This window comes from Citrobacter sp. CF971 (genome assembly GCF_006385635.1).
Classification (GTDB): Bacteria; Pseudomonadota; Gammaproteobacteria; order Enterobacterales; family Enterobacteriaceae; genus Citrobacter; species Citrobacter freundii.
Genome location: NZ_CP041051.1, coordinates 1,817,800 through 1,842,599 on the forward strand (window position 1 = coordinate 1,817,800; position 24,800 = coordinate 1,842,599).

26 protein-coding genes, 1 tRNA gene and 1 riboswitch are annotated in these 24,800 nt (G+C 49.7%); of the genes, 9 read left to right on the forward strand and 18 right to left on the reverse strand.

The features are described 5' to 3' along the window. The first annotated feature begins 68 nt into the window (after window positions 1–68). Complete coding sequence (gene matP, locus E6P06_RS12070) at window positions 69–521, forward strand: macrodomain Ter protein MatP (protein WP_003035881.1); 453 nt, start codon at window positions 69–71, stop codon at window positions 519–521. 89 nt (window positions 522–610) lie between these two features. Here the strand turns inward: matP and ompA are convergent, their stop codons facing one another. After that, a complete protein-coding gene (ompA, locus tag E6P06_RS12075; protein ID WP_003035883.1) occupies window positions 611–1,657 on the reverse strand; it encodes a porin OmpA in 1,047 nt (348 codons plus the stop codon). A 357-nt stretch (window positions 1,658–2,014) separates the two neighbouring features. Next, window positions 2,015–2,524, reverse strand: a complete 510-nt coding sequence (sulA, locus tag E6P06_RS12080; RefSeq protein WP_003035886.1) for an SOS-induced cell division inhibitor SulA — start codon at window positions 2,522–2,524, stop codon at window positions 2,015–2,017. Between the two features lie 217 nt (window positions 2,525–2,741). Here sulA and E6P06_RS12085 point away from each other — a divergent pair, with 217 nt between their 5' ends. Then, window positions 2,742–3,356 carry a TfoX/Sxy family DNA transformation protein gene (locus E6P06_RS12085; RefSeq protein ID WP_003035889.1) on the forward strand — a complete coding sequence of 205 codons (615 nt, stop codon included), beginning with the start codon at window positions 2,742–2,744 and terminating at the stop codon, window positions 3,354–3,356. Here the strand turns inward: E6P06_RS12085 and yccS are convergent. Both yccS and E6P06_RS12095 read right to left on the reverse strand, forming a co-directional pair. After that, entirely contained in the window at window positions 3,334–5,487 is a 2,154-nt protein-coding gene (gene yccS, locus E6P06_RS12090) for a YccS family putative transporter (RefSeq protein WP_139935273.1), read from the reverse strand. The genes E6P06_RS12085 and yccS overlap by 23 nt on opposite strands. Before the next feature lie 18 nt (window positions 5,488–5,505). Next, window positions 5,506–5,952 carry a YccF domain-containing protein gene (locus E6P06_RS12095; protein ID WP_003035892.1) on the reverse strand — a complete coding sequence of 149 codons (447 nt, stop codon included), beginning with the start codon at window positions 5,950–5,952 and terminating at the stop codon, window positions 5,506–5,508. Window positions 5,953–6,077: 125 nt separating this feature from the next. On the opposite strand from E6P06_RS12095, the gene helD reads away from it, so the two are divergent. Further along, a complete protein-coding gene (gene helD / locus E6P06_RS12100) occupies window positions 6,078–8,132 on the forward strand; it encodes a DNA helicase IV (protein ID WP_139935274.1) in 2,055 nt (684 codons plus the stop codon). Window positions 8,133–8,164: 32 nt separating this feature from the next. Here helD and mgsA read toward each other — a convergent pair whose 3' ends face one another. After that, on the reverse strand, window positions 8,165–8,623 hold the full coding sequence (mgsA, locus tag E6P06_RS12105; RefSeq protein WP_044700753.1) for a methylglyoxal synthase: 459 nt from the start codon (window positions 8,621–8,623) through the stop codon (window positions 8,165–8,167). Window positions 8,624–8,716: 93 nt separating this feature from the next. Continuing rightward, window positions 8,717–9,379: a DUF2057 family protein gene (locus tag E6P06_RS12110; protein WP_003836835.1), complete on the reverse strand. Its 663-nt coding sequence runs from the start codon at window positions 9,377–9,379 to the stop codon at window positions 8,717–8,719. A gap of 172 nt (window positions 9,380–9,551) precedes the next feature. Between E6P06_RS12110 and E6P06_RS12115 the strand changes: the two genes are divergently transcribed. Continuing rightward, complete coding sequence (locus E6P06_RS12115; RefSeq protein ID WP_003035903.1) at window positions 9,552–9,965, forward strand: CoA-binding protein; 414 nt, start codon at window positions 9,552–9,554, stop codon at window positions 9,963–9,965. A gap of 61 nt (window positions 9,966–10,026) precedes the next feature. Here E6P06_RS12115 and hspQ read toward each other — a convergent pair whose 3' ends face one another. After that, entirely contained in the window at window positions 10,027–10,344 is a 318-nt protein-coding gene (gene hspQ / locus E6P06_RS12120; RefSeq protein WP_003035905.1) for a heat shock protein HspQ, read from the reverse strand. Window positions 10,345–10,401: 57 nt separating this feature from the next. Next, entirely contained in the window at window positions 10,402–11,592 is a 1,191-nt protein-coding gene (rlmI, locus tag E6P06_RS12125; RefSeq protein WP_048233409.1) for a 23S rRNA (cytosine(1962)-C(5))-methyltransferase RlmI, read from the reverse strand. Between the two features lie 94 nt (window positions 11,593–11,686). On the opposite strand from rlmI, the gene yccX reads away from it, so the two are divergent. After that, window positions 11,687–11,968, forward strand: coding sequence for an acylphosphatase (yccX, locus tag E6P06_RS12130; protein WP_003035911.1), 282 nt, complete (start codon window positions 11,687–11,689; stop codon window positions 11,966–11,968). Here the strand turns inward: yccX and tusE are convergent. After that, window positions 11,965–12,294 (reverse strand): sulfurtransferase TusE, encoded by a 330-nt coding sequence (gene tusE, locus E6P06_RS12135; RefSeq protein ID WP_003035914.1) that lies wholly within the window; start codon window positions 12,292–12,294, stop codon window positions 11,965–11,967. The two genes, yccX and tusE, sit on opposite strands and share 4 nt — an antisense overlap. 88 nt (window positions 12,295–12,382) lie before the next feature. Continuing rightward, window positions 12,383–13,042, reverse strand: a complete 660-nt coding sequence (gene yccA, locus E6P06_RS12140) for an FtsH protease modulator YccA (RefSeq protein ID WP_003035917.1) — start codon at window positions 13,040–13,042, stop codon at window positions 12,383–12,385. 271 nt (window positions 13,043–13,313) lie between these two features. Between yccA and E6P06_RS12145 the strand changes: the two genes are divergently transcribed. Then, window positions 13,314–14,942: an ABC transporter substrate-binding protein gene (locus tag E6P06_RS12145; protein WP_139935275.1), complete on the forward strand. Its 1,629-nt coding sequence runs from the start codon at window positions 13,314–13,316 to the stop codon at window positions 14,940–14,942. Window positions 14,943–15,084: 142 nt separating this feature from the next. Further along, window positions 15,085–15,172 (forward strand) — tRNA-Ser (locus E6P06_RS12150). A 154-nt stretch (window positions 15,173–15,326) separates the two neighbouring features. Here E6P06_RS12150 and E6P06_RS12155 read toward each other — a convergent pair. The 8 genes from E6P06_RS12155 to E6P06_RS12190 form a co-directional block, all read right to left on the reverse strand. Then, a complete protein-coding gene (locus E6P06_RS12155) occupies window positions 15,327–16,130 on the reverse strand; it encodes a cytochrome c1 (protein WP_008320240.1) in 804 nt (267 codons plus the stop codon). A gap of 2 nt (window positions 16,131–16,132) precedes the next feature. Continuing rightward, window positions 16,133–17,293 carry a cytochrome b N-terminal domain-containing protein gene (locus E6P06_RS12160; protein WP_016149886.1) on the reverse strand — a complete coding sequence of 387 codons (1,161 nt, stop codon included), beginning with the start codon at window positions 17,291–17,293 and terminating at the stop codon, window positions 16,133–16,135. 1 nt (window position 17,294) lies between these two features. Next, the gene (petA, locus tag E6P06_RS12165; protein WP_044700748.1) at window positions 17,295–17,846 is read right to left on the reverse strand and encodes a ubiquinol-cytochrome c reductase iron-sulfur subunit; all 552 of its coding nucleotides are present in this window, start codon (window positions 17,844–17,846) and stop codon (window positions 17,295–17,297) included. 27 nt (window positions 17,847–17,873) lie between these two features. After that, complete coding sequence (locus tag E6P06_RS12170; RefSeq protein ID WP_003035925.1) at window positions 17,874–18,314, reverse strand: pseudoazurin; 441 nt, start codon at window positions 18,312–18,314, stop codon at window positions 17,874–17,876. Window positions 18,315–18,324: 10 nt separating this feature from the next. Next, window positions 18,325–19,140 (reverse strand): ABC transporter ATP-binding protein, encoded by an 816-nt coding sequence (locus E6P06_RS12175; RefSeq protein ID WP_139935276.1) that lies wholly within the window; start codon window positions 19,138–19,140, stop codon window positions 18,325–18,327. Beyond that, complete coding sequence (locus tag E6P06_RS12180; RefSeq protein WP_054528248.1) at window positions 19,137–20,204, reverse strand: iron ABC transporter permease; 1,068 nt, start codon at window positions 20,202–20,204, stop codon at window positions 19,137–19,139. The genes E6P06_RS12175 and E6P06_RS12180 overlap by 4 nt, the downstream gene beginning before the upstream one ends. A gap of 66 nt (window positions 20,205–20,270) precedes the next feature. After that, on the reverse strand, window positions 20,271–21,323 hold the full coding sequence (locus E6P06_RS12185) for an ABC transporter substrate-binding protein (RefSeq protein WP_003035934.1): 1,053 nt from the start codon (window positions 21,321–21,323) through the stop codon (window positions 20,271–20,273). A gap of 220 nt (window positions 21,324–21,543) precedes the next feature. After that, window positions 21,544–21,768: riboswitch (cobalamin riboswitch) on the reverse strand. Window positions 21,769–22,010: 242 nt separating this feature from the next. Further along, on the reverse strand, window positions 22,011–22,520 hold the full coding sequence (locus tag E6P06_RS12190; protein WP_016149892.1) for a GNAT family N-acetyltransferase: 510 nt from the start codon (window positions 22,518–22,520) through the stop codon (window positions 22,011–22,013). A gap of 317 nt (window positions 22,521–22,837) precedes the next feature. Here E6P06_RS12190 and deoD point away from each other — a divergent pair, with 317 nt between their 5' ends. After that, window positions 22,838–23,545: a purine-nucleoside phosphorylase gene (gene deoD / locus E6P06_RS12200; protein ID WP_106902498.1), complete on the forward strand. Its 708-nt coding sequence runs from the start codon at window positions 22,838–22,840 to the stop codon at window positions 23,543–23,545. Between the two features lie 38 nt (window positions 23,546–23,583). Beyond that, window positions 23,584–24,747, forward strand: coding sequence for an MFS transporter TsgA (gene tsgA / locus E6P06_RS12205; protein WP_016149894.1), 1,164 nt, complete (start codon window positions 23,584–23,586; stop codon window positions 24,745–24,747). Window positions 24,748–24,800: the final 53 nt, after the last annotated feature.

Genomic DNA, 24,800 nt, shown 5'->3' on the forward strand with positions numbered 1-24,800 from the left:
ATTCTTTTCTTCAGATGCCGAAAAAGCTGATATTCTGATAAGAGTTACACGGTAACATTGAGATCGCAATGAAATATCAACAACTTGAAAATCTTGAAAGCGGATGGAAATGGAAGTACCTGGTGAAGAAGCATCGCGAGGGGGAGTTGATTACCCGCTATGTGGAAGCCAGCGCTGCCAAAGAAGCCGTTGATTTGTTGCTAACCCTCGAAAATGAACCGGTTCGGGTCAACGCCTGGATTGAAGAATACATGAACCCTGCACTGCTCAATCGTATGAAGCAAACGATCCGGGCGAGGCGTAAGCGGCACTTTAATGCAGAACATCAACATACGCGTAAGAAATCTATCGATCTGGAGTTTATGGTCTGGCAGCGTCTGGCAGGTCTTGCGCAGCGGCGCGGAAAAACACTTTCTGAAACTATAGTGCAGCTGATTGAAGACGCAGAGCATAAAGAGAAGTACGCGAACAAAATGTCGACATTGAAGCAGGATTTACAGGCGTTGCTGGGAAAAGACTAGCGGTTGGCTGGTGTAACAAGAGGCTTGTTTTGAGTGGAAACAGATGAAAAAAAACCCCGCATAGCGGGGTTTTTTTATAAGACGATAACTTAAGCCTGAGGCTGAGTTACAACGTCTTTGATGCCTTTAACTTCGATCTCAACACGACGATCCGGAGCCAGGCAGTCGATCAGTGCAGCGCGAGCTTTCACGTTGTCACAGGTGTTGCCAGTAACTGGGTTGGATTCACCCATGCCACGTGCAGAGATTTTGTCAGAAGGAATACCTTTAGAGATCAGGTAATCAACAACGGACTGAGCACGTTTCTCGGACAGACCCTGGTTGTAAGCGTCAGAACCGATGCGGTCAGTGAAGCCCAGAACCACTACGGAACCGTCTTTCGGATCCAGGTTGCTCAGCTGGCTGTACATCTGGTCCAGAGCCTGCTGGCCTTCTGGTTTCAGAGTTGCTTTGTTGAAGTTGAACAGAACGTCAGACTTCAGAGTGAAGTGCTTGGTCTGTACTTCTGGAGCCGGAGCCGGAGCAACAACTACTGGAGCTGCTTCTTCCTGCTGGCCGAAACGGTAAGAAACACCAACGCTCAACAGGCCGTTATCCGGACGACCACCAACGGTGTTCGCGTCACCGATGTTGTTGGTCCACTGGTATTCCAGACGGGTAGCGATTTCAGGAGTAATTGCATACTCTACGCCACCAGCGAATACTGGGGATACACCAGTGTCGTGGTCTTTGAAGCCTTGGTTGTTTTTAGCGTCTGCACGCCAAACCATACCACCCAGACGGGTATAAACGTCCAGATCGTCAGTGATTGGGTAACCCAGTTTAGCGGTCAGCTGAACGCCCTGAGCTTTGAATGCGCCATTTTCAGTGTTGCCTTTGTACGGCATACGACCTAACCAGTCGTAACCCATTTCAAAACCAACGTACGGGTTAACCTGATAACCACCGAACGCACCAGCACCCAGTTGGCTTTCGTGGGTCGGTCCGTTGTTGTCGATCTGGTTGTTGCCAATGTCATGGTACTGAGACCAGCCCAGTTTAGCACCAGTATACCAGGTGTTATCTTTCGGAGCGGCCTGCGCCACGGTAGCGAAACCAGCCAGTGCCACTGCAATTGCGATAGCTGTCTTTTTCATTTTTTGCGCCTCGTTATCATCCAAAATTCGCCATGAATATCTCCGAAGAGAGATAACACGGTTAAATCCTTCACCCGGGGACCAGTTCAATAGTTGCTCTACCGATATCTGCGGCTTACGCCGAGCACCCCTGGCGATGTAAAGTCTACAACGTAGTTGAAAACTTACAAGTGTGAAGTCCGTCAGGCATATGAAAAAAAAAGGCTTGTATACATAATATTTAACATTTATTGATGACTAAATGCACTGAGGATTTCCTGAAAACCGCTTGAGACAGGCGTTCGGACGAAAAACGCGTTAAAGCTCAAAGGCAAATTGAAGCATGAAAAAAAATTCCAGGATAAATCCTAATTTTACTCAATGATACAAATTCGAGTGAATTTTTAGCCCGGAATGCTGTCTCCCCGCAAGTGACTGTGCGCAAACAGGACGCATGATAAAACCCATCGCATTTCCTTCATCAGCCGCTTTGACTAGTTCGGCATGTTCATCTTCCGTTAATTCTTCCGCCAGCCAGCCAATGACAACACTGTAATTACCTGTGCGCAGCGCACGGATCATCGATTCCAGCGTATTGCAGGGGGAGAGTTGACTAATCTGCATTACTTTTGTCAATGGAAGTCCGGCTGACTGCACCCACTCCCGGCTTAATTTTTGCTGAGGCGTCAGCCACAGCTGCCAGCGTGATTGCTGCCCTAACTGTTGCAGCAGAGGAAGCAGCAGTAGTTGCGTCATCATGGGCTGGTCCTCGCGATAGACTACTTCACTGATAAGCCCAGCGGTTGCGTTCTCTGATGAAACGCGCGCAATGTTGCTTGATGCGGAAGAGAACGACGAAGAACGATTTGCATAGCCTGAAGTGTACATAATCAATCCAGCCCTGTGAGTTACTGTATGAATATACAGTAACCCTGCTATCAACAAAGATCAACCTTATTTTCGGAAACAGGTTCGCAATTTTTAGTTGTCGTCACGGGAAAAATAAAATTCATCTTGCCCCATACGCATAAGTTGCCTATTTTCGTCATTAACGGATCCGCTATTGAAAATCATTTGCTTACGTTATGATTTAAAAAGGATTTTTATGAAAGAGCTTTCTTATGCAAGGATCTATAAATCGCAGGAATATCTGGCTTCTCTGGGGACAATTCACTATCGCTCACTGTTTGGTGGCTACAGTCTGACGGTTGGCGATACGGTCTTTGCCATGGTCGCCAATGGTGAGTTGTATCTTCGCGCCTGTGAACAGAGCGCCCAGTATTGTGTACAAAATTCTCCTGTCTGGCTGACATTTATTAAGCGGGGACGTCCTCTTGTACTTAATTATTACCAGGTGAACGATGCCCTGTGGCAAAACCAGCAGCAACTGGTGTCGTTATCGCGATATTCGTTGGATGCAGCGGTTAAGGAAAAACAGAGTCGCTTTACCCAGCATCGTCTGCGGGAATTGCCAAATATGACGTTTCATCTGGAGACTCTGCTGAATGAAGTTGGAATTAAAGATGAGGGGACTATGCGGTCGTTGGGAGCACAAATGTGCTGGCTGAAACTTCGGCAAAATAACCCGGCTCTGACGGTAAAAGTACTCTATGCCCTTGAAGGCGCGGTAGGGGGGATACATGAAGCCGCGCTCCCGGCGACGCGTCGCCAGGAGCTGGTGGAGTGGGTAAGTTCTCTTACGCCGGAACCGGGGTATTAGAAGGTAGTACGGCAATTTGCTGCTGTAATCGCCGGATTTCCGGGAGCAGAGCGATCAATAACCCAACTTGCTGAACGACCAGAGGCTCTTTACTGTCCGGGCGTGGTTCCAGGTGCTGAATTCGCTGCTTCAGCCCTTCTAACGCCTGGTATACGCGTTGCTCGTCAGCGGGTTGATGGTGAAGGGCATCATCAACATAGCAAACAGCGTCATCCAGCAATGCCAGAACGTCTGGATTGGTCAACTGTTCGCGATGTGCGCCAAGCGCAGAAATATAGCTGGTAAACGTATGGTTGAGACACAGTAAACGGAACGCCGTTTCGCGGGTTTGGGCCGTCACATCCGGCTCGCTCGACATGTTTGACACCACGGAGGCGAGTTCAGCATCACGGTTATGCGCGTCACGGCGAGCGATACGGTAGGCCAGACGATTATCACGACCCTGATGGTATTGTTCGAGATTTGCATCAAGGTAGCGGCAGTTAGCGTCAGTCGCCCGCTCAATTACCCGTGGTAGATTACGAAAACGCCAGTCTGGCCAGATGAAACTGACAGCCGCCCAGGCGATAGCACAGCCAATTAGCGTATCGATGACACGCGGCAGTGCAACCTCAAAGCCTTCGCCGAGCAGGTTAAAGCACAGTAATACCAGCAGCGTGATAAACATGGTGGCGTGCGCATACTGGACGTTGCGAAAGGCAAAAAACAGTACACCAGTGATCACTAAAAGTATTAGCTGCCCTTCTAAAGAGGGCACAAACCACAGGATCGGTAAACCGATGGCAATACCAACCAACGTGCCGATAATCCTGAGCGCCAGGCGATGTCGGGTGGCATTGTAGTTTGGTTGACAGACAAACAGGCTGGTCAGCAAGATCCAGTATCCGTGATTCATGCCAGTTACTTGGATAATGGCATAACCAACACAGAGCACTAACGACATGCGGACGGCATGGCGAAACAGTGCGGACTCTGGGGTGAAATTACGGCTCAGGCGTAACCAGATATCACTGAATCCATGGGGACTGTCATCAGCAAGCTGATTTTCAGACTCATTGCGCGAGAGTACCTGAGCCTGTTCAGACTCAATGGTGGCCAGTTGCGCATCGATAGCCCGCAGGTTCGATAGTAAGAATCCCAGCGTATTGAGCAGATCTGCAGGCACACCACTGGCACGCATACGCTCAAGTGCGGCATCTATATGGGTGAAGACGCGCTCAAAGTGCGGATCGTGCTGGTAAGGCGTGCGCAATAAAATACAACGAGACAATTGTGAACAGGCTTGTCCTTGCATCGACATCAACCGCTGGAAGCGGAACATCACATCGCTATGACGGAAATGATCGCGTAGCGTTTGATATTGAATATGTGAGGAACTTGCGCGTTCATGAATATCCTGCGCCACAAAATAGTAATGTAGCGTGCGACGTGTTCCCCGTTGTCCACGGTCACCGCGCAGGCGAGTCAGCAGCGACACTTTGGTCTGGTTTAGCGTTGCCATCAGTTGCCCATTAGCGAGGGCTAAATCATACAACGGCGCCTGGCTTTCATCTTCTATGTCGGGATCAAAAAGACGCGACTTCAGTTCCAGGTAGTGCGCTAATTGTTCGTAGCTGCGGGCCAGATTGTCCTGTAAGGGGCGGATGGGGAACAGAAGATGTCCGGTGAGCGTCAGCAGGTTATACCAGATAGCGCCAGCGAGCAGCAGGATTGGTTGTTGATACCACTGATCGTAAAGCGAGGTGCCCAGCATCGTGTAAATGGCGATGAGCAACGCGCCAAAAGCGATGGTTGCATAGCGCTGGCCTAATCCCCCCAGCAGAATAAAACCGCTGGTGGAAAGCGTTAACCCAATAGCAAACAGCCAGGGCCATGGGAAGAGCAGTTCAACGGAGGCTGAGGCAATAAAAAAGCACACCAGCGTGATGATTAAATTGCGCAGTCGGCCCGCGAGACGATCATCGAGATCGGTAAGTGCGGCAGCGACCATACCTAGCGTGAGAGGGATGGTCAGCTTGACGTCACCCAGCCACCAGGGCAGCGCCGTTGTACCGCATAGCGCGATAAAAATCCGCACGTAGTACAGCCAGGTGCTGTTCCAGGTATAGCGTTTGAGCAGAGGACTTAACATAAAGGCCATTGGTCCTGATTATTCAAAGCGACGACGTGCATTGGCTTCACGCGCTGCACGGGCAACTTCTACTGAAACTACCCGGCGACCCACCGGCCAGAGCGCAATGGCAGCGATTTTAAAGTTCGCAATGCCAACCGGAATACCAATAATCGTTATGCACTGAGCAATACCAGAGACAATGTGCATCAGACACAACCACCAGCCGAAGAAAATTAGCCAGAAAATATTGAGCACGGTGCCGCCGGTATTCAACAGGACGCTTTTACCGGCAGGATTCAGTTCATCGACATGTATCGCTTCGTTGCCATAGGGAAACAGCGAAAGTCGGGTTATCTCCCAGCATGAACGGGTCAAGGGTAAAGTAAAAATAAGCACGATACTGACCAGCGTTGCCAGTAACCAGGCCAGGGTGGTGGCGAACCCCCCAAGCACAAAATTTAAAATATTCAGAACAGTACGCATAAACCCTCGGTTAACTCTGGTTTTCTGTGAATTCGGCAATTGTAACGTTTTTTTGGGCTGGAGCACGTTTTCTCTGGCGGTTACACTGATAAGCAAACCTCTTCGTGTGGATCCGCTTGAGTCTTATGGAACTGAAAGCTACTTCTCTTGGAAAACGTCTGGCACAACACCCTTACGATCGGGCCGTTATTCTCAATGCCGGGATTAAAGTTTCCGGCGATCGTCACGAGTATCTTATTCCCTTCAATCAGTTACTGGCTATTCATTGCAAACGTGGTCTGGTGTGGGGCGAGCTGGAGTTTGTACTCCCGGATGAGAAGGTGGTTCGTCTTCACGGTACAGAGTGGGCGGAAACCCAGCGCTTCCATCATCATTTGAATGCACTCTGGCAACAGTGGAGCCAGGAAATGAGTGACGTTGCTGCGGGGGTTTTACAGCAGCAGTTGGATGCGATAGCGGCCCGTACTAGTGAAAGTAAATGGCTGACGCGCGAACAAACGTCAGGGCTGCAGCAGCAGATTCGCCGTGCCTTTGCCGCGTTACCGCTCCCGGTTAATCGGCTGGAAGAATTTGAAAATTGCCGGGAGGCGTTACGTCAATGCCAGGCATGGTTGAAGGACATTGAAGCCTGCCGCTTACAGCACAATCAGGCGTACACCGAGGCAATGCTGGAAGAGTATGCTGAGTTTTTCCAGCATATTGAATCTTCGCCGTTGAATCCGGCTCAGGCGCGTGCGGTAGTGAACGGTGAGCAATCTTTATTGGTTCTTGCGGGGGCCGGAAGCGGCAAAACATCCGTATTGGTCGCCCGTGCGGGCTGGCTGCTTGCACGAGGAGAAGCCGCGCCAGAACAGATCCTGTTGCTGGCGTTTGGACGCAAAGCAGCCCAGGAGATGGATGACCGCATTCGTGAGCGTCTGCATACGGACGAGGTCACTGCACGGACGTTCCATTCACTGGCGTTGTACATTATTTCGCAAGGTAGCAAAAAAGTTCCAACAGTGAGCAAGCTGGAAAATGATGCCGCCGCTCGCAGTAAACTCTTTATAACGACCTGGCGTCAGCAGTGCAGTGAGAAAAAGGCTCAGGCTAAAGGCTGGCGACAATGGTTAGAAGAAGAAATGCAGTGGTCTGTACCCGAAGGTAACTTCTGGGATGACGAAAAATTACAGCGCCGTCTGGCCTCCCGGTTGGATCGCTGGGTTAGTTTGATGCGGATGCATGGTGGAGCACAGGCGGAGATGATTGCTAATGCTCCGGAGGAGATCCGCGATCTGTTCAGTAAACGCATAAAGCTCATGGCGCCGCTGCTCAAGGCCTGGAAGAGTGCCCTGAAGGATGAGAATGCCGTCGATTTCTCCGGGTTGATCCATCAGGCTATTGTCATTCTGGAGAAGGGGCGGTTTATCAGTCCGTGGAAACATATTCTGGTCGATGAATTTCAGGATATTTCCCCTCAGCGCGCCGCCCTGTTAGCCGCCTTGCGAAAGCAAAACTCGCAGACCACGCTGTTTGCCGTGGGAGATGACTGGCAGGCCATTTACCGGTTCAGCGGAGCAAAGCTTTCTCTGACGACCGCATTCCAGCAAAATTTTGGTGAGGGCGATAGCTGTAATCTGGATACGACTTACCGTTTTAATAGCCGGATTGGCGAAGTCGCAAACCAGTTGATCCAGCAAAACCCACATCAGCTCACGAAACCGCTGAACAGTCTGACGACCGGTGATAAAAAAGCCGTCACGTTGCTCGATGAAAGTCAGTTAGATCTGTTGCTGGATAAGCTGTCGGGTTTTGTGAAAGCTGAAGAGAGAATTCTGGTACTGGCGCGGTACCATCATCTGAAGCCAGCCAGCCTGGACAAAGCGGCCACCCGCTGGCCCAAGCTGCAGTTGGATTTTATGACTATTCATGCCAGCAAAGGGCAGCAGGCGGATTACGTCATTGTTATGGGGCTTCATGACGGGAATGACGGTTTTCCGGCTCCGGCTCGTGAGTCGATTATGGAAGAGGCGTTACTCCCGGCTGTTGAAGATTTTCCTGATGCTGAAGAGAGGCGGTTGCTGTATGTGGCGCTAACGCGTGCGCGGCATCGGGTATGGCTACTGTTTAGTAAAGACGCGCCATCATGTTTTGTTGATGAGCTTAAGCAATTAGACGTTCCGGTGACCCGGAAACCCTGAAAAGCAGGCGGCAGTTGCCGCCTGCTTAGCGTTTATTTGAGGCGTTCTGCAAGATAACGGGCGTAATCCGGGATCAAGATATCCGTTGCGTCGTTAAAGTTTGGCGACTGGATAATAAAATCAGCCGTTGACACGTTGGTGGCGACCGGAATGTTCCAGACTGTGGCCAGGCGTAGCAGGGCTTTGACATCAGGATCGTGGGGAACGGCGTTGAGCGGATCCCAGAAGAAAATCAGCACATCAATTTTCCCTTCTGAAATTAGCGCACCCACCTGCTGGTCACCCCCCATTGGGCCGCTCAGCATGGCATTGACGTCCATTCCTGTCGCGCGTTGAATTAAATTTCCAGTTGTCCCTGTAGCATACAGAACGTGTTGTTCCAGTAATGGCTGGTGGCGTTCAACCCAGCTCATCAACATCTTTTTGCAGTGATCGTGTGCGACCAACGCAATATGTTTCTGCGCTGGTAATGTGCGAGTCGTTAATTCCATAGTACAGCTCCCAAGTTAACCTTGTTACAGAGTACTGGAAGCACTTGACGCTGCAAGAGAAAGACAAAAAAAATGCGTATACGAACATAAATGTCACGATGGGGGCTGTTTCTCAGCCCATTGTAAGAAGTTACTTCGCGTTTGTGCGTCAGCCTGTTGAAACCAATATTTTAAGCGCTGCTCAGTCAGCGTTTGTGACTGAGGCGGCACGCGGTCCAGTTCAGATACCCCGGAAAGCAGCGAACTGTCATCGGCCATCATCGTGGCAAATTGCGGTAAAGACGCATGCTTAGCCGCTTTGTTATAGCGCTCTGTTTCCATTTCATAATCTACGATTTTTGCGGTGGATGTGATTGACAGAATATCCAGCTTAACCGGTATAGGCATGGAATCCCCATCCAGCAGTTCTACGCGTGGGGCATCGTCAAAATGCGTTGCATCTCGCTCGTTGCTCAGACGTGGCAGGTGAAAATTAACCTGACTGACGAGTTGGGTATCAAAGCTGATGACCAGCGGGGGCGAAATATACAGACGTTCTTCGTGGCTGGACAGGCGAATGGTTTTTTCTACGCGAAACACGAGCTGGTGCCGACCATTTTCCAGCTCAATACTTTCGGCACCACGCAGTAATGAGCTGGAGACTTTTTTTCCGTCCAGCACCAGAAGGTCAATATCATTAGACAGACGTAGAGAGGTAGCAAAAACGGTTACCGGCAAACACAGGGCAATTAAGGCTGTCACAATGCCGGCTTTCATAAGTTTCTCCTGTCCAGAAAAAATCTGTATAAGATGTATCTAAATTTTTCGATAATCATGTTTACTAACATATAGACATATTTTTGAGTTTAGCTCTCATGCGCCAGTATGGGATGAATGGTCGCAAAGTCAGGTTTGTCGTACACTTTGCTAAACAGCCTGGAGGAAAACGATGAAAGAGACCGATATTGCTGGCATTTTGACAACGACCCGCACGATTGCACTGGTGGGTGCAAGCGATAAACCCGATCGCCCAAGCTATCGGGTTATGAAATATTTACTCGATCAGGGCTATCACGTTATTCCTGTTTCACCGAAAGTTGCCGGAAAAACACTGCTGGGGCAGCAGGGCTATGCGACGCTGGCAGATGTACCAGAGAAAGTGGATATGGTAGATGTCTTCCGTAATTCCGAAGCGGCGTGGGGTGTTGCTCAGGAGGCAATTGCCATCGGCGCGAAGACCCTATGGATGCAGCTCGGCGTGATTAACGAGCAAGCAGCCGTACTGGCTCGTGATGCAGGGTTGACGGTGGTGATGGATCGTTGCCCGGCGATTGAGATCCCGCGGCTGGGACTGGCGAAGTAAGGTGGATCTGTAGCCGAACAAAACGCACAGACCCGATTAGCTAATCGGGTCTGTGTTTGCATCAATTGCGCAGGCGCGGGGCCTGAAGCTGTTTTCGAATTGTTCGCGCCAGTTCATCCATCGACGGTTGCTCCGGATGTTCTTCCTGTAGCTCACTACTCAGTTGTGCTTCGGCCAGATACGTATGTACTGGCAGACCATTATCGTCTTCCATCACCACGTGATACCAGGGAGCGGCGCGAAGTTCGTCGTTAACCGCCAACTCATCGGCTGACGGTTGATCAAGCGAATATTCCGGGTCGATATCCACGACCACTCCGAGGTAACCTAACAGGGAATGGCGGACCTGCTGGCCGATACCGAATTTGCTGGCAATCATAGTCACCTCCCGGGAAATAGATACCCTCTATGTAAGGGTAATATTCCACTTTTCAAGTTACATGATGCGACAGGCAAACCCTTTCAGATACAGCCCTTCCGGGTAGGTAGCGATCACCGGGTGATCGGCGGCCTGACGGAACTGCTCTATAAATTGTACATCACGACCAGCATCTATTGCGGCATCAGCGATGATTTTCTGAAATAAATCGGTGGTCATAAGCCCAGAGCAGGAGAAAGTCAGCAGTACGCCGCCCGGATTGAGTAACTGAATAGCCAGCATATTGATGTCCTTATAGCCGCGGCAGGCACCCATCAACTGGCTTTTGTTTTCGACAAATTTCGGCGGATCCATCACGATGACGTCGAATTTCTCACCACGATCGCGATAAGCTCGCAGAAGTTTGAACACATCATCACGCACGAACTCAGCTTTGCTCAGATCCAGCTTGTTCAGTTCCACGTTCTGGCGGGCAATATCGAGCGCTTCCTGAGAGGTGTCAACGCTGACGACCTGACGGCAGCCACCCATTAATGCTGAAACCGCAAATCCACCGGTATAAGAGAAACAGTTCAGCACACGCTGATTTTCCACATAACGACGCGTGGCCAGGCGGCTATCGCGTTGATCGAGGTAGTAGCCGGTTTTGTGACCATGCTGAATATCAACCAGTAGCTTCATGCCGTGCTCTTCAATTGGCAGCAGTGCTGGCGGAAGCTGGCCCGTTACTGGCCCTTGAGTCAGCTCCATACCTTCTTTTTTACGCACGGCCACATCGCTACGGTCATAAATGGCGCAGTCCGGGAAAACAATTTGCAGAGCGCTAATCAGGGCGGCGCGTTGGTATTCAGCTCCCGCACTGAGCAACTGCAACACCAGGAAGTTGCCGAAGCGGTCAATGGTGACACCCGGCAGACCATCGGATTCTCCGGCGATCAGACGGTAGCTGTCCAGACCGTCTTTTTTCGCCAGCCAGTCACGCCATGTCTGCGCCTGCTGCAGACGACGGGTAAAGAAATCAATATCGATGGACTCAGACTTGTCAAATGTCCAGACGCGTGCACGGATCTGCGACGCGGGTGAGTACGCGCCGCGTGCTAACCATTTACCCTGATGGTCAACAATATCGATGGTTTCACCGAGGTTGGCTTTACCTTCCATACGTGCGACAGCACCGGAAAATACCCACGGATGGCGGCGCAGTAATGATTTTTCGCGCCCTTTGGCTAACACTAAACGTACACTCATAATTTACTATTCTGTCAATTCAAAGAAATGGGCGCCATTGTCCTGAGTTTTACGCATATTTGCAACGCGCGCTGTGATGATAAGGAGAACCGCAATGTCGAAAGTCTGCATAATCGCCTGGGTCTATGGCCGGGTTCAGGGGGTAGGATTTCGCTACACCACCCAGCATGAAGCACAACGGCTGGGATTGACCGGATACGCGAAGAATATGGATGACGGCAGCGTAGAGGTTGTCGCCTGCGGTGAAAGTGACCGGGTGGAACAACTGATGAAGTGGTTGAAAGCCGGGGGGCCGCGAAGCGCCAGGGTTGACAGAGTTCTCAGCGAACCCCATCGTCCTGGCGACGAACTAAAGGGATTTAGTATCCGTTATTAAATACATTTCACCGGTTTCGGCAGGCCGGCAATTTTAGTCGCCTGCTTGGCCGGACCTTTTGGGAACAGGCGGTAGAGATAACGGCTGTTGCCTTTCTCTTCGCCAAACTTGTTGGCCATCGCTTTTACCAGCATGCGGATAGCGGGGGAGGTATTAAATTCCAGATAAAAATCGCGGACAAAACGCACCACTTCCCAGTGTTCTGCGGAGAGCGTAATGCCTTCGTTTTCGGCGATTTTCTCGGCCAGCGGCTCGCTCCACAGCGTGGTATCTTTCAGATAGCCTTCGCTATCGGTACTGATTTCTTTACCTTCAAAGATCAACATAATTTGTCACTACGTTAGTCAAACTGGCGGCAGTTTACCAAAAAAGAAAGCCCCGCATAAGCGGGGCTGGATAGTGCGAGTTGACAACTTAGTCGCGGCTGGCGAAGCCCAGAATGCTCAGCAGGCTGACGAAGATGTTGTACAGCGAAACATACAGGCTGACCGTTGCACGGATGTAGTTGGTTTCACCGCCACGGATGATATTGCTGGTTTCAAACAGGATAGCGCCTGAAGAAATCAGAATAAACACCGCGCTGATGGCCAGATGCAGAGCTGGCAGTTGCAGGAAGATATTCGCAACCATACCAATCAGCACCACCACGATACCTGCCATCAGCATACCGCCGAGGAAGGACATGTCTTTACGGGTGGTCAGCACATAGGCAGAGCAGCTGAAGAAGACCAGAGCAGTGCCGCCCAGCGCCATACCGATAACATCACCCATGCCTGCAGACAGGTAGGTGTTCAGAATCGGTCCCAGAATGTAGCCCAGGAAGCCGGTGAATGCGAAAGCAGACAGAATTCCGACCGGCTTATCCGCAGTTTTATATGTCAGGAACATCAGACCATACATACCCACCAGCGTCAGGATTAGACCCGGGGATGGCAGCATCAGCACGGTGCTTGCCGTTGCGGTGATGGCAGAAAACGCCAGCGTCAGGCTGAGCAGAAAATAGGTATTGCGCAGCACTTTATGCGTGCTGAGTAGCGATGTACGGTCGCGCGAAGAACTAATAATACGATCCATGAGTCACTCTCTTATGACAGATGTAATTAATGATGGAGGATAATGAAATCAAGGGGAATGACACAGCGGTTTTACCCATCTTTACGCATTTTAACCCGCCAGACTTAAGCATATTATTTCAGCAAAAGTGTCTAAATTAGATGTTACCACTTATTGTTTGAAAATGTCAGATCGACATCTTATAGGTCACTGAAAAATATTGCGTTATTTACTGCATCCCTTTATGAGTGATTGCGGTGTCATCATAAAACAGAACAATAAGGTGCAGGGAATGACTCAACACAAATCGAAGGTATTTACGTTTACGCTGTTGGCCGCCTGTGTGATATCAATAAACGGCGCGGCATGGGCAGCTCATGTTCCCGCAGGAACAGCATTGGCTGAAAAGCAGGAACTGGTGAGAAATAACGGCAGTGAGCCGGCATCGCTGGATCCGCATAAAGTCGAAAGCAACGTTGAGTTTAATTTAATCAGCGATATGTTCGACGGTCTGGTTGCTGTCAAGCAGGATGGGTCTATCGAGCCCCGCCTTGCGGCATCCTGGGAGAATAAAGACAATACTATCTGGACCTTTCATTTACGTCCGGGCATTACCTGGTCTGATGGCTCTGCGATTACCGCACCGGATGTTGTCTGGAGTTGGCAGCGTCTGGTCTCGCCGCAAACGGCTTCACCTTATGCTTCGTATCTGGGCAATATGCATGTTGCGAACGCGGTTGATATTGCCCAAGGGAATAAAGATCCCGCTACACTAGGGGTAAAAGCCCTGGATGATACCACGCTGCAAATTACCCTGACGCAACCGACGGCGGCGTTTCTGGCGATGCTGGCGCATCCATCGCTGGTGCCGCTGGATAAAGTTCTGATTGGGCGTTTTGGCGACAAGTGGACCCGACCAGAACATTTTGTCAGCAGTGGGCCGTACAAACTATCGCAATGGGTGGTCAATGAGCGCATCGTTGCCGAGCGTAACCCACATTACTGGGACGATCAGCATACGGTTATTAATAAAGTTACTTATTTGCCCATCAGCTCAGAGTCGGCTGACGTAAACCGCTATAAGGCCGGTGAAATCGACATTGTTTATAGCGTACCGGTCAATCAGTTCGCCCAACTGAAAAAAACGATGGGCGATGAACTGCATGTCTCTCCCCAGCTTTCAACGTATTACTATCAGTTCAATACAACCCGCGCGCCGTTTAATGATCCGCGCGTGCGCCGGGCGCTGAATATGGCGTTGGATAAAGACATCATTGCGCAAAAGGTGATGGGGCAGGGGCAGCGAGCAGCGTGGGTTATCAGCCAGCCGGAAATAGGTGGGGTGAAACTGCATGCCCCGGAGTATGCGTCATGGCCGCTCGAAAAACGTATTGCTGAAGCCAAAAAACTGCTTGCTGAAGCCGGTTTTGGTCCTGAGCATCCGCTTAGCTTGAATTTGCTCTACAACACCTTCGAAACGCACCAGCGTATTGCGATTGCCGCATCGTCGATGTGGAAGAAAAACCTTGGCGTCGAGGCGAAGCTGCAAAACCAGGAATGGAAAACCATGCTGGACACTATGCACACCGGTAATTTTGACGTCGTGCGCTATGCGTGGATAGCCGATTATGATGATGCTTCAAGTTTCCTCAATATTTTCCGTACCGGTGATAGCGAGAATACTACCAAGTACAGCAACCCCGCCTTTGATGAAGCGATGCGTAATGCGGCGAAAGCAAATTCACTGGAAGAACGAGGCAAATACTATCAGCAGGCGGAAGATCTTTTAGGCGATGATGTCCCTGCGATTCCGGTTTACCACTATGTCCGCACGCATCTGGTGAAGCCGTGGGTGGGGGGATTTGCGCCGGATAACCGGGGAAATTACTACACCAAAGATATGTACATCAAAAAACATTAAGCGTTGTAGTCGGTATTTGTGCTGATTAAATGGTCAATCTGTTGTTATTTCAGTCGATTAACAACATTTTGGCTGTTTTTCAGGCAAACGAACACATTGGTGCTTTACAGGTCCGTTCGGGATGTTTATAGTGCGCCTCATTGGAAGCGTGGCCGAGCGGTTGAAGGCACCGGTCTTGAAAACCGGCGACCCGAAAGGGTTCTAGAGTTCGAATCTCTACGCTTCCGCCAAACATAAACCCCAAGCTATGAAATAGCTTGGGGTTTTTTCGTTTTGCTCGGTTTATATTTTGTCTTCCTTTACTCGTCTTAGTCGCGCAAGAGCAACAGTGCTGCTGACCGGTTGAATGCTGGTGAACTGAGTAATCACCCCGCCTCGCAAAAGCTACATGAGCGAACGTCTCTTCATTCGTCGTAATATCCATAGCAGCCCCAGCATAATAGCCAGATAGCCCATAACGTAAATCCCTTGCTGTTTTCGTTCAGAGAGCGCCGGATCGGCTGCCCATGCCAGAAAGGCGGTAACATCCCTGGCGTATTGCTCCTCAGTTTCAGCTTTCTGCGACGCCGGACTCCATTGGATCTCTCCGCTATTCAGCGGTTTCGGCATGTTAATCACGCCGCCCGGAAAATAGCGGTTAGCCTTCAGTTCGGGATCGTCAGGCAGATAGCCGGTGAGTAACGCGTAGACGTAATCAGCTCCCTGGTCCGTGTAGGGCAGAAAAGCATCTAACAGGAATTGCGGAAATCCACGATCGTATGAGCGGGCGCGGACGATATAGCTCAGGTCAACAGGTTCTGCGCCATTATTAAGGTATCGAGCTTCCCGCTCGTTTAAATATGGCGATATAAAGCTGTCATTTAGCGTCCCGTCCCGCTCACCCATCTGGCCGTCATCCTGAATCTCAGGAAACTGATAGCCGTTAGCGATACTTCTTGCTTCTTCTTCCGTGAGTTCCGGGCCGCCGGATCTGGTCAAGGTTCGAAAGGTAAGGTGCTTCATGCCGTGACAAGCGCGACACTTCTCTTCATAAACCTGCAGACCACGCCGAAGCTGCTCTTTATCATACTGGCCATTGATGCCGCTGAAACTCCATTCCTGTCGTTCAGGCGTGGCTTCTTGCGCATAGGTGGAGCCCAGTCCCAATAGAGAAAAACACAGAACACTGAATTTCAATAGTCGTTTCATTATCAGTCCTGTTTTTCCAGAAAACGACGGCAAGGTAATACGATTAAAAACCAGGCAAACCAAATCAGCGTCGAAAGCTGGGACGCGGCACGTATCCAACCTTCTTCGTTACGAAAACCGTCAAGAAGGTCGGGGCCAACCAGCGCTTTCGATCCTAACCAGCCTAAAAAGCAGGCATTGATGACCCACAGCCAGAATCCGCATTTGACCAGCTTGCTGTAATGGCGAAAACGAGCCCGGGAGGTATCAAGCCAGGGAAGAAAATAGAAAATCAGTATCGAACCGCACATCGCGGCTAGTCCTACGAATTCATTCGGGAAGCAGCGCAAGATGGAGAAGAAGGGAAGGAAATACCATTCTGGCGCAACAATTGCCGGTGTAATCGTTGGGTCTGCGGGAATAAAGTTATCGGCGCTGCTCAGATAGTGCGGAGCAAAGAATAAAAACCAGGCGAAGAGCATCAAAAAAAGGGTGATTTTGATGGCATCGAGATCGGTAATTTTGTAATCGAACAACAGGCTCCTGGACTCTTTCTCGCTGAACTTCTTTTTCATCGCTTGGGCAAACGCTGACTGTACGGTTCGTATATGAAAAACCGTTGCCACGACAATCATAAAAGGAAGAATAAAGTGGATAACAAAAAAGCGGCCAAGCATCGGTGTTCCCGGCGTATGGCTACCGACTAAATATGCGTATAACGTATCACCCACTAGCGGAATGGCCTGGGCAAAGCGAGTAATGACCGTTGCCGCCCAGTAGCTTTTTTGCCCCCAGATAAGACTATAACCAAGAAATGCGGTTATCATCAGGAGGATATACAGCGTGACGCTAATCAACCACATTGTTGTCCAGGGCTTGCGGTACACGTTGTAGTACATACCGCGAAAAATATGCAGATAACAGGCAAAGAAAAAGAGCGATGCGCCAATAGCATGCATATTGCGTATCAGTTCTCCGTGGCGAACCGCACGCATAATATGAATAATGGAGTCAAATGCCAGCCCGGCTGTCGGCACGTAAAACATCGCCAGTACGATACCTGTCAGGATCTGCACGCCGAGCATAACCAGCAGGATTGCGCCGATAGCGAACAGCCAGAGTCCGGCAATCGAACGAGGAAAAGGAATTCGCCAGCGAAGCGAATAGACGCGCTCACTCATCATGTCAGGCTTCCTTAGTGCCGATACGCACGATCTGACCATCAGAATGAAAGGCGTAATCCGGGATTGCCAGGTTGGCCGTTGCGGGGCCGCGCGTCACGCGCCCGGAGGTATCAAATTCCGAGCCGTGGCACGGACAAATCCAGCCCAGCCCTCCCGGCTGGGCGTTGGGGACACATCCGGCATGTGGACAGTACCCTTGAACCACCAGCCATTGGGGATGAACGGCAGAGACCCTCTCGCTGTCAGACTGTGGATCAATAAGCGTATGCCAGTTGGTATTTCTGGCGGCGACAATCTCTTCCTGCGTGCGGTGGTGAATAAGAATCAGCTTTCCCTGCCATATGCGCCTGATGGTTTGTCCAGCAGCAACACCCGCAAGAGAAACATCAATCGGTTCATTTTCCCCTAGCGTTTTCTCATCCGGGCTTAAGGCCGAAACCAGCGGCCACACGGCAGCCGCGACGCCCGCCGCGCCGACGAATTTCGTCAGTTTACACAGGCATTCCCGACGCTGTTCCTGGATTTCGCCATCTGCAAGTTTTTTATCTGCCACCTTGTATTTCTCCCAGAGTAATGCGGATTATTGTTTGTCGATACGCGCGTAAATTTCCTGAAAGCGCTTATCAGCAATACCCGGCGCTTTGAATGCCCGATAGCTGTCCGGTAACGTGGTATCGCCAACCTTAATCATCATCACCATGCCCTGAGCGTAATGCGGTGAACATTTGATGCCGTAAAATCCAGGATTGTCATAAGTCACCTCGATCTCTTCATCTATTTTTCCCATGAAACCGGGATAGTCAGCCGGAGACAATTCAGCAATTGAAGCCGCGTTGTGGCTCTTATGCTTACGGATAAACTTCACCGTATCACCGGGTTGGATCTCCAGATAATCCGGCTCGTAGACCATCGGCCCCGCAGACCCACGATTCTTCATCAACACTTCGTGAGTTTGCGCGAAGGCTGAAGAGGCGAGGGCGAGTAAACACAAAACTTTCAGACTCTGTTTGAGGTATTTCATCGATTCTTCCTTAAAATTCATCAGGTCTTTGATAACGAATAAAACAGTTTTCACTACCCGCTTCATGTTCGACAACGGCGTCGATACCAAACCAGGCATGGAGATTATCGCGGGTAAAAACGGTGCAAGGTTTACCCTGCATCGCCATTTGTCCGGAGGTCATTACGATGATGCGATCGCAGAACATTGCGGCATGATTAAGGTCGTGCAGAGCAGCAATCACCGTGAGCTTTTCACGTTTAACCAGACTCAGCAGGCCAATCTGATGTTGAATGTCGAGATGGTTGGTGGGTTCGTCCATCAGCAACAATTGCGGCTGCTGCGCCAGCGCCCGTGCAATATGCAGGCGCTGTTTTTCTCCCCCGGAAAAGGTATGCCAGCAGCGGTGCTGTAATTCACTGAGATCGACCTTCTCCAGCATCGTTTGTACGATATCGTCATCTTTGGCAGACCAGGGGGTGAGCAGGCTAAGCCAGGGGGTCCGTCCCAGAGAAACGGCTTGTAAAGCGGTAAGCCGCTCGCTGGTTTCAGCCTGTTGTTCGACCAGCGCCACATGTTGCGCAAGATGACGCCGCGAATAGTGCTGGAGCGCTTTTTGCCGCAGAGTGATGTGCCCGGAAGTCGGCTTCAGCAAACCGGCCAGCAGTGAAATCAGTGACGTTTTGCCCGAGCCGTTGGGACCGATGATACCGACAAACTCGCCGGGAGTTACGCGGAGAGAAATATCATCAACAATCGTCTTACCCTTTACCTTCCAACGCAGATTGCAGGCTTCAATAACGGCTTGCGCAGAGGTAACAAGTGGCTGTACGAGGTTTACCGTCATTTGTTCTGGTTTCCTCTTATCAGAATGATTGAAAACGCAGGCGCGCCGACCAAAGCCGTGATTACCCCAATGGGCAGTACCTGGCCGGGTAGTAACGTGCGGGAAATAACATCGGCGACAATGAGGAAAATGGCGCCGGTAAGCGCACTAACCGGCAGCAGTCGATGATGCTGGTTGCCGACCAGCAAACGAGCGGCATGAGGGATCACCAGACCGACAAAGCCGATCGCACCAACAATGGAGACCATAATCGCAGTCATACCGGTGACAGCAGCAATTAGTACTGCGCGAGTACGTTTGACTGGAATGCCCAACGATGCCGCGGATTCAGCGCCAAAGGAGAACGCATCAAGGTGGCGGGCATAACAGAAGCACAGCGCAATACCGACCAGAGCGGTAGGAATAGCTAAGACAACATCGGGCCAGCGTACACCGCTCAAATTGCCTAACAACCAGAACATAATTCCGCGTGCTTGCTCGGCGTTTGCTGAGCGGGTGATGATAAGCGACGTAATCGCATTGAACAGTTGCGAACTGGCGATCCCGGCAAGAATGATTTGGGTTGTAATCCCGCCGCCTTGTTTACCGCCAGCGGCCATCGCCAATAGCGCAACGAACAGAAATGCCGTCAGCGCACCAATGAACGCCCCTAAAGACATACTGATGATGCCAGCCCCCAGTCCCGTGAGCGCAATCAGCACCGCACCGGTAGATGCTCCGGCAGAAATCCCCAGTAGATAAGGTTCGGCGAGCGCATTGCGCAGCAACGACTGCAACACTACGCCAGAAACAGCCAGGCAGGCGCCGCAGCTTGCTGAGACCAGTGCTCGGGTCAGGCGGTAGTTCCAGACGATCCCCGCATCCAGTGCATCGACAGGATAGTGGGTATCGAAAAGATGATTTGCCAACGTGCTGAGTACGTGCTGCCAGGGGATAAACGTTTCGCCGATGGAAATCCCCGCCAGCAGTACGCAACACATCAGCGCACTGACCCAAACGGCATGACCACCGACTCTCACCGCAAGCTGACCAACAGCGCGACGCATCCTGCGAGAATCACTCATGATTATCTGCGTTCCTGAGTAACGGAGATGCGCTATACCGTGCCGTGATATAGCGCAAAATGTAGATTAATGAGCAGCCTGCGGATGCGCTAAGCCATATTCAACCAGAGCGTCAGCCAGTTTTTCCACCCCATCAATAGTTCTGATCCCGGCATTCATTGTCTGTACGTCAATGGCCGGCAGATGGTTTTCTTTGACGGCAGGAATCAGTTTGGTGACAGGATCGGACTGGAGGTATTCCATCTTGATCTTCCAGTCATCTGCCGGGAAGCGTCGGCGGCTCATCTCACCGAGCACAATGACGGAAGGATTTGCTTTAGCGATGGTTTCCCAGCCCACCGTTGGCCACTCTTCAGCAGAATCAATGACATTTTTCACACCCAGCGTTTGGGCTATCCATGCTGCTGGGCCAAACTTCCCGGCAACGTAAGGATCGAGCTGTAAATCGGCGCTTGAGAACCAGAACACGGCAGAAACATTCTTATCCATGCCGGTAATTTTATTTTTTGCTGCTGATTCACGCGCTTTAAGGCTGGCAATCAGCGCTTCGCCTTTATCCTGAACATCAAAAATTTTTGCCAGATCGGCGACTTCCTGATACACCATAGCAATATCAAACATGCCCTTACGAACACCATCACCCCCATCTTCGTTATCCTTAGCACAGTCAGCTGGCGCGGTGTAAACGGGCACCTTCAGTTCACTAAACTGTTCGTATGAGGCAACTGTGCCAGCAGGGCCGATTTGCCATTCAAACTGGCTGGCGACCAGATCTGGTTTTTTAGCCACAATTCCTTCAAAGCTGGGAATATTTTGCGCAATGACGGCAACTTTTTCATTTGCTGCTTTGTAAGCATCCAGTACCGGGCCAAACCACAACGAAGTACCCACGACGCGATCGGCCAGCCCCAGTGAATAGAGAATCTCGGTACTGTTCTGACCCACGGTTGCCACGCGCGTTGGTGCCTGATTAAAGGTAATATCGCGTCCACAGTTTTTAATCGTCAGAGGATATTCGGTTTTTGCCGCGTTAGAAAAACCGGAAGTCAACAGTACAGTGGTTCCAACAATAGCCAGAAGCGTTTTTTTAGAAGAGAAAAATGTAGAATTAGCGTGCATTATCATCGTCCCGTTGATGCCAGAATCTTAAAGTCTGGTCATGGCTCATTTCATTCCATATATCGGGAGGAGACATGAAGATAGATGACATTAAATCGTGAATTTTAAGAATGAAGATATGCAACAAATGCAAATAAGCCTTACTTAGCCAAAATCTTATTCATAAATACACTACTGCTTACGTCAAATAATTCATCCCATGGACCATCCCGTCCACTTAATGGTATACATCGTTGACAGCAGGTCTCCTGACTCACGGTAATCAGAATATCGGCCTTCCCATAAAGACGAGCTTTACAGTGACCTGTGGCTTATTAACCACACAAGGATATTCTGCATCCGCCTACAGTTGCGGGGGCAGTTATGGAATTGAATTGAATAATTCTCACCATATTCCTATTCATATACAAAAATGTAATGAAATGCTGTCAAAAGCGACTCTAACGGCAATTGTTAACGAGGTCAACCGTATGAATAAACAGGGAAAACCTCACACCTTTGGTAAAATTGTTATGTTTTACAGTTGGTTATGCTTAAATCCTTTATCTCGGATGTATACATGAAAATAACAATAAAAAGCTAAATGAGAATTGATTGACATTGATCAAACTATAAACACGGTTTTATTTTTTCAATTTAATCATATTGATCGTTATCAATAACGCAGTTAATTAGCGTTGGGTTAATTTAATAATGTGATCTCTGCATATGTACCAATTGCCATTCATCCTGCATATCCATAACGACGCTAAAATCTTTACGCAACCAAAAATGATACCCTCCAGGCAAGAAATGATGAGTATGCAGATATAAGGTTTTATATTTTTGCTGCTGGCAGAACATTTGAGCTAAAGCAAACAACCGGCTTCCGATTCCCTGTCTGCGGTAGCGCGCATCCACGTAGCAACGACAAATTTCTGCCGTTTCAGGCAAATTATAGTGCCCACGTAGCTCAGTGATACGATCATCATATTGACATACCGCAAGTGTAGCGATGAGCTCTTGTTTTTCACTCCATGCGCAAAGTAATAGATTTCTTTCTTGCAAAATATACTGCTGCTTGAGATCGAAGATATCTTCTTCAGCAGCAGGCATGACTCTCCCGGCATTGAAGAACAAATTAAGATGCTTAATAAGGAATGACTGAACAGCAGGTATATCGGCGTGAGTCATCTCACTAAACCTTAATCGGGTCATGGCAGGCATCCAAGCTTAGAGTGGAATACGATAATAACAATAAGACCACTTTCAAAACAATATTGACGCTGCTATGGCTACTCGCGCCAACGCGGTAGTCACCAGCGATTTGGGGGCTAATCTGTTCTTTTATTGTTCTGGGTCTTGCTTTTCCTAACTGTTGCCGAGGCATAGTTTTCCTCTGCATCCTAAGCCTGCAACTCTAACTCTCAGAAATGAGAGGCCGATCCTTTGAGCAGGACTTTTGTCCTCAATCCTCTGCAAACGTCTGGTTACAATCCCTGCATATCTCCAATACCCATAATTCAGGAATTGTTATGACTGCACATATTAATGCTAAAGCGGGTGATTTTGCGCCAACTGTGATTATGCCGGGCGATCCGCTGCGCGCAAAATTTATTGCCGAAAATTATCTCATGGATTACCGCGAAGTTACCAACGTGCGTAATATGCTGGGCTATACCGGTCTTTATTTTGGTCAACCTGTTTCGGTGATGGGACACGGTATGGGTATTCCGTCTATGACGCTATACGCCCATGAGCTGGTACATGATTTTAATGTGAAGAGAATTATTCGCGTCGGTAGTCTGGGGGCAACACAACCGCATGTCAAAATGCGCGACATTATTCTGGCTCTCGCTGCCGGTACTGACTCTGTCACAAATTTAAAACGTAGCGCGGGCTACACGATGGCGACGTCCGCTCACTTCCCATTACTACAACAGGCGTGGATGCTGGCACAGAAGGCCGGAATCGACATTAAGGTCGGTAATGTTTTCAGTGGCGATCTTTATTACGATCCTGACGAAAACCTCATTCCTGCACTGGAAAAGTTTGGTGTACTGGGTGTGGATATGGAGGTGGCCGGCTTATACGCCTTAGCACACCAATTTAATATTGAAGCACTGGCTATTTTAACGGTGTCCGATCATTGCCTGACAGGCGAAGAAACCACGGCAGAGGAACGACAATTAACTTTTAAAAATATGATTGAGCTGGCGCTAAATACAGTCGTTACGGCTTAGCATTGGCTTTTAATTGAACCAATCAGGGATGTCATTATATGAAGAATAAAATAGCACTTACACTGATTAGTTTTCTGGCAAATTTTATTATGGCGGGGTTTGCCAGTCAGTTTGGAATGCTGATTGAACCGATTGCGGTACGTTACAGTGCTGATGTGAATACCGTTGCCTCGATATTTTCGCTGCTTAACGGTGGGGCATTAGCGGGGACCATCGCCGCCTTTTTCCTGATAGAAAAAATTGGCGTCAAGCGAATGACGTTTATTATCTATTCGATAGTGTTCCTCTGTTCGCTGGCAATGCACTTAAGCCCCGGCTTATGGCCAGTGATGGTTGCCATGACTTTGGTGGGCTTTTGCGGTGGGATTGGCCTGTGTGTGGCAGGAACGATTGTCGTTTCGGTATGGCAGGATCGCATTCAAAGTACAATGTTGGTGGTACAAGACGCCACCTTTAACGTCGCAGGCGTGGTTTTCCCGCTGATCACCACCTACGCCCTGACGCACAATATGTCATGGAGTTACAGCTATCTAAGTGTTGGCATGGTGGCCTTACTTACGTTAGGTGTGGTGGCGCTCACTCGTTTTACTGCCTGTGAAACCGCGTCTGCGGAGGATCGGACAGACGCGGTGAAGTCTGAGTGGAACCCAGGGATTATTAGCGGAGGTATTGGTCTGTTCTTAGGTATGCTGGCGCTGTATACCTTCCTGACCTGGGCACCATTATTTGTGAAGAACAAATTTGGCATTCCTTTTGAGGAAGCCGGTAATATTATTACGCAATACTGGGGAGCGGCGTTGGTTGGGGCGCTAGTATCAACTGTCATTGTTTCTCGAGTGAGGATACATTATTTCCTGTTGAGTATTATTTTGCTCGCTTGCGTTATTACGACCATTATTGTAACGAAAGAAAACATCTCGGGGCTTGATTATCTGGCTTATAGTTACGGATTCGTCTGTGCGGCGCTGTATAACTCCTTTATTGCCTACGGAGTTTCATTTGTGAAGCGCGCAAGTAGTCAGAATGTTTCATATATTTTAATTAGCGGTAGCGCCGGGGCTATGTTTAGTCCAGCGATCAGTGCGCTAATGGAAAAAACAATGGGCTTGCAGAAAATTATGTACGCAATACCAGTATTATATTTAATAATCTTTATCATGTTGATGGGTACATTAAAACTTAAACGTAACAAAGCACAGTAATAACACTTACCTCTCTAATTAGATAGTCAGTCGCCACACCATTTATTTGGTGG